General features: G+C 38.4%; 13 protein-coding genes. 1 reads left to right on the top strand and 12 read right to left on the bottom strand.

The window, feature by feature from the left end; translation table 11 throughout:
• Positions 1-2: 2 nt before the first annotated feature.
• From holA to FAZ25_RS05065, 4 genes are all read right to left on the bottom strand, one after another.
• The gene (holA, locus tag FAZ25_RS05080; RefSeq protein WP_004906596.1) at positions 3-1004 is read right to left on the bottom strand and encodes a DNA polymerase III subunit delta; all 1002 of its coding nucleotides are present in this window, start codon (positions 1002-1004) and stop codon (positions 3-5) included.
• Positions 967-3264 (bottom strand): DNA internalization-related competence protein ComEC/Rec2, encoded by a 2298-nt coding sequence (locus FAZ25_RS05075; protein ID WP_004906599.1) that lies wholly within the window; start codon positions 3262-3264, stop codon positions 967-969. Before FAZ25_RS05075 ends, holA begins: the two co-directional genes overlap by 38 nt.
• 1 nt (position 3265) lies before the next feature.
• Positions 3266-3916, bottom strand: a complete 651-nt coding sequence (locus FAZ25_RS05070; protein WP_004906601.1) for a helix-hairpin-helix domain-containing protein — start codon at positions 3914-3916, stop codon at positions 3266-3268.
• Positions 3917-4220: 304 nt separating this feature from the next.
• Positions 4221-5756 carry a ClC family H(+)/Cl(-) exchange transporter gene (locus FAZ25_RS05065; protein WP_004906606.1) on the bottom strand — a complete coding sequence of 512 codons (1536 nt, stop codon included), beginning with the start codon at positions 5754-5756 and terminating at the stop codon, positions 4221-4223.
• A 56-nt stretch (positions 5757-5812) separates the two neighbouring features.
• On the opposite strand from FAZ25_RS05065, the gene FAZ25_RS05060 reads away from it, so the two are divergent.
• Positions 5813-6070 (top strand): hypothetical protein, encoded by a 258-nt coding sequence (locus FAZ25_RS05060; protein ID WP_004902556.1) that lies wholly within the window; start codon positions 5813-5815, stop codon positions 6068-6070.
• Positions 6071-6091: 21 nt separating this feature from the next.
• Here FAZ25_RS05060 and FAZ25_RS05055 read toward each other — a convergent pair whose 3' ends face one another.
• The 8 genes from FAZ25_RS05055 to rsmA form a co-directional block, all read right to left on the bottom strand.
• The gene (locus FAZ25_RS05055; protein WP_004902559.1) at positions 6092-6565 is read right to left on the bottom strand and encodes a hypothetical protein; all 474 of its coding nucleotides are present in this window, start codon (positions 6563-6565) and stop codon (positions 6092-6094) included.
• A gap of 107 nt (positions 6566-6672) precedes the next feature.
• Positions 6673-8046 (bottom strand): bifunctional UDP-N-acetylglucosamine diphosphorylase/glucosamine-1-phosphate N-acetyltransferase GlmU, encoded by a 1374-nt coding sequence (gene glmU / locus FAZ25_RS05050; protein ID WP_004906608.1) that lies wholly within the window; start codon positions 8044-8046, stop codon positions 6673-6675.
• 5 nt (positions 8047-8051) lie between these two features.
• Positions 8052-8885: a pur operon repressor gene (purR, locus tag FAZ25_RS05045; RefSeq protein WP_004902563.1), complete on the bottom strand. Its 834-nt coding sequence runs from the start codon at positions 8883-8885 to the stop codon at positions 8052-8054.
• Positions 8886-8986: 101 nt separating this feature from the next.
• Positions 8987-9778 carry a metal ABC transporter permease gene (locus FAZ25_RS05040; RefSeq protein WP_004906612.1) on the bottom strand — a complete coding sequence of 264 codons (792 nt, stop codon included), beginning with the start codon at positions 9776-9778 and terminating at the stop codon, positions 8987-8989.
• Positions 9771-10475: a metal ABC transporter ATP-binding protein gene (locus FAZ25_RS05035; protein WP_004902567.1), complete on the bottom strand. Its 705-nt coding sequence runs from the start codon at positions 10473-10475 to the stop codon at positions 9771-9773. Before FAZ25_RS05035 ends, FAZ25_RS05040 begins: the two co-directional genes overlap by 8 nt.
• Positions 10472-11326 (bottom strand): metal ABC transporter solute-binding protein, Zn/Mn family, encoded by an 855-nt coding sequence (locus tag FAZ25_RS05030; RefSeq protein WP_004906616.1) that lies wholly within the window; start codon positions 11324-11326, stop codon positions 10472-10474. Before FAZ25_RS05030 ends, FAZ25_RS05035 begins: the two co-directional genes overlap by 4 nt.
• 52 nt (positions 11327-11378) lie before the next feature.
• On the bottom strand, positions 11379-11609 hold the full coding sequence (locus FAZ25_RS05025) for a Veg family protein (protein ID WP_004902570.1): 231 nt from the start codon (positions 11607-11609) through the stop codon (positions 11379-11381).
• A gap of 103 nt (positions 11610-11712) precedes the next feature.
• Positions 11713-12600, bottom strand: a complete 888-nt coding sequence (gene rsmA / locus FAZ25_RS05020; protein ID WP_004902573.1) for a 16S rRNA (adenine(1518)-N(6)/adenine(1519)-N(6))-dimethyltransferase RsmA — start codon at positions 12598-12600, stop codon at positions 11713-11715.

Genomic DNA, 12600 nt, shown 5'->3' with positions numbered 1-12600 from the left:
TACTATATATATTGTAAAATAAATCTTTCAAATAACATTTCTGGGTCTTGATTGGTTGATTTTAACTTACTTTCAATTAAAATCATCCCTAAATAACCAGTCCGCAATGCTGGTAAATTGTATTTACCCAGCATTTTACGTGCTAACTTAATACGATAAGGATGAATACCACCCAACTGTTGACTAATTTCCTGATCACTCCCCTTTAATCCAGCAACTTGGATTAATAATCTAAATTGTCCGGTTAAAACTGCATTCACTCGTAATGCTGGTTCACCATTCTGTAATAGCGCACGATATATGATTAGTGCTTGTTTGATTTTTTTGGTCATGACTGCATCAACTAAATCAAAAACATTAGCAGTTAACGTTTTTGGTACAAGCGCATTAACTGCATCTAAAGTAATCTTCTTATCGTATACTGCATAGGCTAATAATTTTGGCAGTTCATTGACCATTACGGTATATTGTGCATTGGTTCTTACTACGAGTTCTTGCAGTGCATCAGGTGACATTGTATAGTTTTGTTGCTGTAATTGTTGTGTTATGGCTTGTTTAGCAGCACTTTCATTAAGTGCTGCTAATTCAATCTGTTCCGCATGCTTAAGCACCTGTTTAGTGATTTTTTTTCGCTTATCTATTTTTAAATCATTAATCAAAAAGACGACCACATTGTCTGCAACAGGGCTCTCAATAAGTTTTGATAACTGGTCTTGATTTGTCTCACTGATTTTACCCTTCGCTGTTAAAAATTCAGGATTTTGAATTAATATAACACGTCTATCCCCAAAAAAAGGTAATGACATGGCATCGTCGATTACTTCACTTAAATCCTGCTGCGACAAATCGAATTGCGAAAAATTCATTTCGCGATCGTCAGACTTAATAATTGCTTTAAAAGCTTGTTTTGCTCGCTGAATAAGTATGTCTTCATCGCCAATAACTACATAAAAATTGGCCAGTGCATTATTTTGAATTTGTTGATACAGTTGCTTTAAGTTCATGCGTTATTTTTACCTCAAAATAGCTTGTTTGATTATTATCATAAATATAGCGAATCATGCCGTCTTTTTGTGTATTCAAGTTTGTTATCTGATTGACCGTACACGTTCGTATTGTTTCTTTACGTGGATGGTTATATCGATTGTCACGTCCAGCTGAAATTATACCATACTGTGGTTGCCACTTTCTAAGTGTTTCCGGATCACTAGCGGTTTTAGAACCGTGATGTCCAAGTTTTAATATATCAACTTTCAGCTTTGGATATCGTTCTGCAATTGCTTTTTCCCCTGCACGATCTAAGTCGCCAGCTGTCAAAATTCGTTGATTGCCTAAACAGCCAAATAACGCAATTGAGTCTTGGTTTTCTGCTTGTCCAGAAGTAAAGGGATGGACAATATGAAATGGGCAATTTGGTATTTCATCACCGGCGGTTAACTCACATACCTTTGTTCTACCAAGGTAGGGTTGGATTTCTTTTAAAAATTTTTGTTGTTTTAGCATACCAGCAGGGATAATGACGCGTTGAACCGAAAGATGTTTCAAAATAACTTTAGCATTACCAATATGATCATAATCGTGATGTGATAGCACAAGGTTATTAATCTGAGAAATACCTCGACTGTGAAGGTAATGCACAATGACGGACTCGCCGTTAGTCCGTTGATACTGTTTTATTTGCCAATCCTTTTTGGCACTGAAGTCAACCTGACCACCAGTATCAATCAAGGTCACTGATCGATTAAATGGCGTTCTGACTAAAGCGGCATCCCCCTGTCCAACATCAAAGGTTGTAAACTCACCATATAATGGGTAACGTACCCAAATAGTCCCAAAAAATAGTAATAATAGGCACATACCACGACAAAAAAATGCTAAAGCGTTTTGTTTAACGTAAATCAACAACGAACAAGTAAAAAATAATACTAGCACGACACTAGGCAGTTTACCAATAATCATATCACCAGGCAACATCGACATGCTATCTAAACAACTAGTAAAACATTGTATTAACACATTGACAACCTTCGCTATACCAGGTATATCTTGCCCTGCAAAACCGAGTAATGTAAAAGGAACAATTAGCGTACTGAAAATAGGAATAACAGCAAAACTGACTAATGTTTGAAGGATGTGCCATGTATATTGCTGTGCCACAATAAAAGGAAAACTCACCAAACTTAATAGCATATTAGTTTGCCAAAAATTCAAAGACTTAGCAAACAACAGACAGAAAGTCAAAGTAAATGATAATTGTCCACCTAATGTTAATAAAATACATGGCTCGTATATTAAGGTGCCTAACAAACTAACCGACCAAACTGTGGGCGGCGTTAATTTACACCAACCAGTCATGCGTAACAAAAAAAATAAGCCAACAATAACCGCGCGCATTAAGACAGCTGTTTCTCCTGAAAAAACAAAATAAATACATAAAATCATGCCTGCAATAACTGCTGATATTTCTTTAGGAATAAATAAACGTCGAAACATACCCATTACCATTTTCAATAAATAGTTAATGTGGAAACCAGAAATACTAAATAAATGAATTAAACCAAGTTTTTGTACGCCTGGATTATTAACATAAAACGATTTTGGTGCAGCACCAAAAATTACTGACTCAGCATATTCGTTTAGTGGCTGTGGTAACATCTCTGCTTTCTTTATTCCTATCGCATGCCATTTATGAATATGGTTGCGATAAGTATCGAGTAGAGAATGGACTGATTTTTGCTTTAAATTAGACCACGATTGAACTGTTAGCTGATGTGTTATGTGTTTTGCTTCATAATAACGTCGCATATCAAATTGGTTAAAGTTCGTAGCTGGCATCATCCGTTTATAATGCCCAGACGCACTAAATTGCAAAACATCTGTATTGGATTGCCATTGTTGCTTGTCTTTTAGACAAGTGAATGTGTAATACACTCGAATGACCTGACGTGACTCGTAAAGCTTGGCATTAGCACTTAATTGGTCACCATCTATGGCAATACTATCTGGTAAAATGGTGCCTCGGCAAATATATCTTTGATTTTCTGATTGCTTAGCTTGCTGACCAAGCTGATAGGTATCTAACATAAAATAACATAGAAATGGTATCACTAATAAACTGAGTAAAAAAATCATTTGTTGCTTAAAATTAAAAATTAGTAAAGTAAGGCAAGCTAATAAAAAACAAAGTGTCATCGTATCTTGTCTATAAACAAAAACACTTAGTGCACTAATAATAAGCGTCACAATTAAAAGATATCGGCTCATTTTAAACCAATAACTTATCTTTTAAAGATTCAATACGTTTGTCCCCTATTCCGGGTATACCCTTTAATTCTGTTACATCCTTAAAATGTCCATGTGTTTCTCGATACGCAATAATTTGCTCTGCTTTTTTTGCTCCAATGCCCTCCAACATTTGAAGTTCATTGGCAGTCGCCGTATTAAGATTAATTTTTGCACTATCACTCTTTTTAGCAATCACCGTTCTCTCGTTATTAGGTTGTGGTTCATTTTTGTTGGGCACATAAATCACCGTACCATCAGACATTTTCTGAGCTAAATTAACTGTTGTAATATCCGCTTCTGATGTTATTCCCCCTGCCTGAGCGATTGCTTTCTGTGCACGTGGATTATCGACAACGTTATAAACACCTGGTCTTTTGACCGCACCTTTAACATCAACCATGATTACCGCATCAGATGATTGACTCTTTATCTCAGTTGAAGCATTTGTCATCGTTGCTTTTCTGGCTTCCTTTGATGGATCCGTCTTCACGCTTGTAAGTTCCTGTTGATGTGACAACATATAAATCGCATAGATTCCCAGAACTAGGATTAGCATTATGCCACTTATAACCCATTTTATGAATCGATAAGCTAGTATTTTCTCTTTTATTGCCAGTATTTGATCTATCATTGGTTGAAACCTCCAATAGATTATACGCACAATCATCTTGAAAAACTAAAAAACACCTGACAATTGTCAGATGTTAGTTTGGCATGTAAGATTCGCTCTTACGGGCGACTATTGGTTGTCACACCAACAGCAAAGTCGCGTCGCCACAGTGCAAGCACTGTTAGTCATGGTGAGAAAATAGGGTTCCACAACCACTATTAACACCTGCATCTATACGAGATTTACGATTTAACGTAGCAGGCCGCAATCGGCGCTAATTTTTCAAGCGCTTCGACTCATCGCATAATTTAATTTTACCATGGCACTAATGTAATGTCAAAAATTGCGTTCGTACTGCCTGTGATTGTTTCTTTTCGATTTGAATACGTAATTGATCCCCCGGCCTTAAAATTAAATCACCATGAGGTATAATGCTACTATTTTCACGTAAGACCAAAACTAACAAACTATTTTTAGGCCACGGCACATCACGTACCGATTGATCAGCTAACACACTCCCCACCAATACTGGTATATCAATAGTGATTGTTTCCTGGCTTTTAATAAACGACCCTGGCCCAATTAATCGTTTTAATAAACTCGTATAAATTGGTTCGCCACCTAATAAGTCTACCGTCAAATAAGAGAGTAAGCTAACAATGGCTAGTGGCATCAAATGTGTTAGACTACCCACCATCTCAACAATTAATAATATAGCTGTAAATGGCGCTTTACCAATACCGGCAAAATAACCTGCCATACCAACAACCATAAAATCAATAACATATTGACTCTCTAGCCAACCCAATAAAACAAACAACTGCCCAGTCGCAGCACTAATTAATGCACCAAGCGTTAGAATTGGCAGGAAGATACCGCCAGGTAATCCCGAACCGTAACTCACCATAGAAAAAATAAAGCGCACAACAATCATGACACAAAGAATTTGCAGCGATGGTATAACATGACCTAATGACAAAATAATGCCGTTACCACCACCCAAACCCTTAGGCCAAAGTAAGCCAACTGGTATAATCATCAGCAGAGGCACAATACCAAAGTACGCATGCGGTACTGGGAAAATTTTCTGGTACCAAATATTTGTTTTTAACAAGATGCGTTGATAAAAATAACCAAAACAACCTAAAATCAAGCCAAGTATAACCAGTAACCCATAACTAGATAGTGGTAATACAGGTACTTGCGTCACTGATAAAACTGGTTTTAAACCAAATAAACTACTCGATACGCCGTTAGCCGCAATGGCGCCACTCAGTGCAGACAACCATACTAGTGGTGAGAAGCTGTGGTAGATTTCTTCTAATACAAACATCACACCAGCAATTGGCGCGTTAAAAGCAGCTGATAGGCCAGCAGCAGCACCACTAGCTATCGCAATTTTTTTGTCGTTTTTATCCAAATGTAGCGTATGACCAACGCCTTGTCCCACCGCAGCACCAAGTTGAATGGAAGGCCCCTCTCGACCAAGCATGAGTCCGCTACCAATACCTAAAATGCCCGTCACAAACTTACGCCAGAGTATCGCCCACCATTTTGTGTTAAGCTCATCCATGAGTTGGCCTTCAACCTGAGGGATACCAGAGCCAGAAATATTTGGCTCCTGCTGCACCATTTTTGCAATCAACAAACCAATACATATATTAACCAACACAATAATAATAACCAACCAACCATGCTTTGGTAACGCAACATACTGATATATTTCAATCCAAAACAATAATAATTTTTCAATGGCATAGCGAAAAACACTAATTACAACACCAGATAATACCCCTATTAGTAAGCCACGGCCAACAAAAGATATGCGTGTTGTATTAAAATTAAAGCCTCTTTTAAACATAATTTTAGTATACTACAAAGATTGGCAAAACAAGACTTTGCCTTTATAATAAGCCTATGATAAAAATAACAAATATTGAAACGCATGCCATCAATCGTATTGCCAATCCCCCAAAAAACCATCTTGATGATATTGTCATACCTGATTTTCATGCTGATTCGAAACAAGCAATGGCTGAATACATTATTGCTGTTTATGATCTTGGTAGCTTAGATGGTGTTAAACAGACGTCCTCCCCACACGTTCTCGCATTTTCATATCTTACCAACAATCAAATATCCCATCTAACGGCAAAAATACAACAAGAAAAATGACGAGACAGGCTATCCTATAGCTCATTTCTCGTCATTTTTTTGTCCTGATTGGTGCTCCTGTATTACGGATAATTCGTTAGTAAACCATTGTGATATTTTATATTTAACGCTATCAGAATCATCCAAATAAGCCGCAACTGAACTAGCTAATGCAATCACAAGATGTGATTGACTGACAAATTCATTTTCAATTATCATGTAGAGATTGACATCATTATCTGTTTTTTCAGGCCAAACTAGCTTCTTGAGCTGACTAGTGTAACGCAGAGGTAGATTAATAATATTTGTCTCTAATGTCAACGTTGTCCCGCCTTCGCTAACACCGCCAGCTACTAAAATATCCAGATGCATAAATGTTATATCAGTGATGTGCTTATCTAATCGCTCAAATAAGCCATCCAAGTCAATATTCTGCTCATCGCCAACTGTTAATGTATCCACATAAAAATGATTTTCTACAATATTTTCAAGTGCCTTTTGACCTGTAATATTCAATGCTTTATCCTCACTTATATCGTATTTTTATATTACCACAAATACTGACGTTAACGGTTGCATAATAAAAAAGCCGCGACGTAGCTTGACCGACGGCTTTTTAAAAATTACTTATGTGGCATGCGTTTCCAAAAGTCTTGTTTATTCACTTGTCGTGAACGCGCAATACCCATCGCATGTTCCGGAATGTCTTCTGTAATGGTTGATCCTGCTGCCGTAATTGTTTCGTTAGCAATTGTCACTGGTGCCACAAGCTTAGTGTTTGACCCAATAAATGCATGATCGCCTACGTTGGTATTAAATTTATGCACACCATCATAGTTGACAAATATTGTGCCGGCACCTATATTAACTGATTGTCCAACGGTTGCATTGCCAATATAGCTTAAATGACCCGCTTTCGTATTAGCAGCTAAGCTGGCTTGTTTCACTTCGACAAAATTACCAATATGCACGCCATTAGCTAAATCTGCTTCTGGTCTTAGATGGGCAAACGGACCAATGGTAACATGATCAGCAATCGTTGCTGACTCAATGTGTGAATCTGTGATAGTGTTATGGTTACCAATAACGCTATCAACAATACGTGTACCATATGTCAATAAATTATCCTGGCCAATTGTCGTCTGACCAAGAATTGTCACGCCACCCTCGATCACCGTATCTTGACCAATAATAACACCTGCGTCAACATATGTATGATCAGGATCTAGCAACTCAACGCCAGAAATCATTAATTGTTGGTTAATACGAGCGTGCATCACACGATTGGCAACGGATAAAGCGACACGATCATTCACACCCAATGACTCTGTGAAATCATGCAACACGTGCGCACCAATTTGGTGTCCGGCTTGTCTTAGGATGTCTAATGTATCTGGCAAATAATATTCGCCTTGTGCGTTATTATTTTTAACCTGCGCCAAAGCTTCAAACAAGAGTTGATTGTCAAATACGTACACACCTGTGTTAATCTCTTGAATTCGACGTTCCGTCACACTGGCATCTTTTTGTTCAACAATTTTTAATACTGTATCGTCGTCTGCTCTAACGATACGGCCATAACCAGTTGGCTCTTGCGTCACAGCAGTTAATACAGTGACAGCATTGTTTGACTGACGGTGTGCCGCAATAAACTCTGATAATGTTTCTGCTCGAAACATTGGTGTATCTCCAGACATAATCAAGGTTACACCGTGACTCGCTGATAATTTATCTTGTGCTTGTTGTACTGCATGTCCTGTACCCAATTGCTGTGCCTGTAAAACAAAGTCACTACGTTCTCCAACATGAGTTTGAACACTTTCAGCCCCCACACCAATGACAGTAATTGGTCGATTAGGTGTTAAAGGCGCAACAGCATCTAGAACCCAATCAATCATTGTTTGTCCCGCAACATGATGTAATACTTTTGGTACACGAGATTTCATGCGTGAACCATGACCAGCAGCTAATACTAAAACGTTTACTTCATCACTCATTAAAATTAGGCCTCGTGCTTATAAATTTCTTGCAAATAGTTACCAGCGGTCACCAAAATGGGATCACCATTTTTCAAATTCGTATCAACATGAAGCAACGATGTGAATCGATCTAACAATCGAGTTGCCGAACGTCCTTCAGCAAAAACAGCGGTACCAACCACGGTACCATCAAACTCACTCACAAGCGTCTGCATGCCTTGAATGGTACCACCAGCTTTCATGAAATCATCCACCACTAATACACGAGAGCCTGTTCGCAAAGAACGACGTGATAACTCCATTTTTTCAACACGCTTTGATGATCCTGTTAGATAATTAACTGAAACCGTTGGTCCCTCAGTCACTTTAGCATCATCACGAACAATCACAAAAGGTACATTCAACTGTTCAGCAACTGCTTGTGCCAAAGGTACACCTTTCGTGGCTGCAGTCATAACAGCATCAATGTTATCTCTTAAATACTGGGTTGCAATCAGTCGCCCAGCTTGTCTTAAAATATCAGGTCGGCCTAATAAATCTGAAAGATACACGTACCCACCAGGTAGTACACGCGTCTCGTCATTAACATCTCGGCGTATTTGTTCAATGAAGTCTCTCGCCTCATCTTCAGCCATAAAAGGTACAAAACGCGCACCGCCAGCAGCGCCAGGTACTGTCTCAATTAATCCTGTCCCGCGCTCCTGAAATGTGCGTTTTAGGATAGATAAATCTTCAGAAATAGAAGACTTAGCTGAATCGTATCGCTTCGCAAAATAAGACAATGAAATTAATGTGCGTGGGCGCTCAAGCATGTAGCGCGCCATGTCGACAAGACGATCGGAACGACGTGTTTTCATAATATGTTAACGTGCTAAAAGTTAATTAGCACGTTTTCTCCTTTTTGAGTATTAGTATTTGAGTTTAATTATAGCACTTAAATACCGTCAATGTTCGGTATTTAAGCGTTTTTTTGAAATTGCCAGACAGAAACTAAATAAATCAACACTTCAATTACAGCAATGAAAAAGCTCGTTGGCAAGTTCGTCAGATAGGCCAAAGTTAGTCCCACCCAGGTGCCAAATAGCGCAAAGACAATGGCTACACCCATCAATTGTGGCGTTGTAGTGACGTAATATTTTGCACTAGCAGCTGGTAAAGTTACCAGAACAAAAATTAATAATGACCCAACTAATTGCGACGAAATACTAACTGACAAGGCAATAATAATCAGGAAAATATAACGAACCATTTTTTGTGTCCCATGTTGCAAAAACATACCAGCTTCATCAAATGAGAGTTGCCTCAATGCACGATAGTTAAAAAACAAAACAATAATGACGAGTAGCGCCAAAGCTAGTAACAGCAACAAATCTTGACGGCTAATGCCTAATACTGAACCAAATAAAATACCAGTTGCAGCTGTGGTACTTGTATGTCCAAGAGCTAAAAATAAAATACCTAAACCAATGGCTAAAGCTGAGACTGCACTAGTCACATTATCGCGCTTGGTATAACCAGATTCGAGCGCACCAATAGCCACTGAAGCACCACTAGTTGCTAGCATCATCCCCAACAATGCTGGCCAACCAGCAAACAGGGCAAATGCTGCACCAGCAAAACCAATCTCACTTAATGTATGCGTTAAGAAAGCATAGTTCCGTGCCACCACAAATGTCCCAACAATACCAGCGACAATGCTAACAACAGTCCCTGCCATGAATGCATTTTGCATAAAATCATAATTAAACATGCCTTACCTCATCCTCATCATAGGGTGCTGTCATTTTAGTCGTTAGTGCCCCTAGGTCTTTTGCTTCACCTTGCGTTACATGACCATTGTCAAATAATAAATAACCATCAGCATATTGTGATACTAACTTTAACTCATGCGTAATAAATAAAACGGTAAGATCCTGTGCCTTTTGTAGCTGTTTAATATTTTGTAATAACGCCACTTTATGTTCATGATCCAAACTAGCTGTCGACTCATCAAGAATAAGTAGGTCGGGTTGCTGTACTAAAGCCTGTGCCACAAAGGCACGTTGCTGCTGACCACCAGATGCCAAACCTAAACGCTTTGACGCAATATCAGATAAATCCATACGTTGTAAAGCAGCCGCAATCTGCTGTTTCTCGACGGGAGAAAACCATAATCGCCAGCCTTTATTATAATTTAATCCCACAAATTCTGCTATACTCAATGGGTAATCTCTCGTAATATCACGAAACTGTGGTACGAAACCAATACGTTTCGCATTAAGGGTTAATAAGCCATTGGTCTGCTGATTATGACCAATGAGAGCTTTAATAAAGGTCGTTTTACCTGCCCCATTTTCTCCCAATAAGGCAAAAAAGCGTCCTGCCGGCACGTCAACGTTCACGTGTGACAAGACAGCTTTTTCACCATAACGGATACCAAAATCACGTGTCTGGATAATTGCCATCATTTACCACTTTCTATTGTCTGAATTGCATTGTTTATTTGTGTTACAAAATTGAATTGCCAAGCCAAAATATTTTCGTCATGAGGCAAAACTTGATTAAAAGTAATTACTGGTATTTTAGCATCTTTTGCCAGCTTCACCAAGCGCTGATCATTTTGACTCTGATCCTGGGGTGCCGTTAATATAAATTTTATTTTTTTGGCTTTAAAATCCTGGCTTATTTGGTCAAATGCTTTATCGTCTGCCGTTTCAACATCTGGTAAAACACGTCGGTAATTCAATTGCAACATAAAAATTTGTTGCGCATTGTTGGTCGCAATATACTGAACGTTATTTTTTGATTTCAAGTTATTGATACCATTCGATAAGGCCTGATGGTTATCTAACAGCTTTTGACTATTATGCATATAGACGTCACGATTTTGCGGATCGAAGTCACTCAGTAAATCTGATAACCTATTAATCGTTCGCAACATGATTTCCGGACTCAACCAATAGTTCCCTGCGCCTTGATCATTGACAACATCACTAGCAACTAGAATTTTTGAATGTAACTGCTGTTTATTGCGTTGCGTTAGTAATTGATCTTGATGGCTATCTGTTAAGATAATTTCTGCCGATTTAAAGGCCTGACGCTGATTTTTGGTAGGTAAATTAGCAGACACCAAAGTCACTTGCCCACTCTTACCAGCAACAGATGCCGCAATTTGTTGATAAGCAACATTATCAGTAACAATTTTTACTGGTACATGTTTTGGGGCTGGTGTGTCTGTTGTCATATAAACAAATACCCACAGTAAACCTAACGGAATTAATAAAATTGTCAAAATAGCGTATATTGCTTGTCTGTTCATGGTTGCTGTTATCTCTCACCTACAAAAAAAGCCCTAACGGGCGAAATAAAAATTAATCGGTAAAGGTAATATCAATGTTATTCGTTAATATATCAGTATAACTGTATGATGCCCGCTCAAAGTTTGCATCGTCTAACTCAACCACAAACAGCGAGGGGAATGTCGAACGTAATACACCACTACGTTCGGTTATTTTTTTGCGACCAGCTTGTGCAACTACGGTGACAGCCTCACCGACATGTGCATCTAACTTAATCTTGATGTCTTGCAAACTACTTGGCATTTTTATACCACCTTTCGTGAAAACTTAATCTATTATACCATAATTAGGTTTTTTTCACAAATGATGAGTGTATAATGGCAACAGAAAATGCAATAATATACGGTTATTTAATCAATCCTTGCAACTTAAGGGCTTCATAAAGCGCTGTCAACTGATTCAAAGATAAACGCTCGGCACGAATAGATGAGGCAATGTTTACTGAGTCCAAAGCGTCTTGTATCCGTTGCTTAACGTCTTCTTGTTTACCAAACATTTGCAACATATTGTTCCATAAACTCTTACGCCGATGGGCAAAACTACCTTTAACAACGGAAAATAATTTATCTGGATTATCAACAACAGTTTCTGGAACAATCGGCGTCAACATCACCACTGCTGAATCAACATTTGGCGACGGATTAAAAGCACTTGCCGGCACTTTAATTGCCAATTGCGCTTGAGCATAATATTGAATCGTTAACGTGAGTACACCGTAGGCTTTCGTTCCTATCTCAGCGTTTAAACGATCAGCAACTTCACGTTGCATCATAACCACAATATTGTCCCATGAAATTTTGGCTCGTAATAATTGCATGAGGATGGGGGTTGTAATGTAATAAGGTAAGTTGGCCACAATCTTGACGTGTGCCCCTTCACCAAATTCAGTTGCAATCACATGAGCCAAGTTAACTTTTAAAATATCGTTTTCAATGACTTTCACATTATCATAAGGTAATAATGTTTCGGCTAGTACAGCAACCATATGTGGATCAATTTCAAACGCAACAACTTTTTTGGCTGAACGTGCCAGTTGTTCGGTTAAAGCCCCAATGCCTGGGCCAATTTCAATAACATAATCTTCTGACGTGATACCCGCAACATCAACAATACCGTGCAGTACATTCAAATCAGTTAAAAAATTCTGTCCAAACTTCTTTTTAGCATGTAACCCATACTGATTTAAAATAGCCTGTGTTCGTGTTGGATTTGCAATATCAATTATATCTGCCAT

The organism is Leuconostoc sp. LN180020 (assembly GCF_014844115.1).
Classification (GTDB): domain Bacteria; phylum Bacillota; class Bacilli; order Lactobacillales; family Lactobacillaceae; genus Leuconostoc; species Leuconostoc citreum.
The sequence above is the reverse complement of the archived record's forward strand: the minus strand, read 5'-3'. Positions and strand labels throughout refer to the sequence as shown.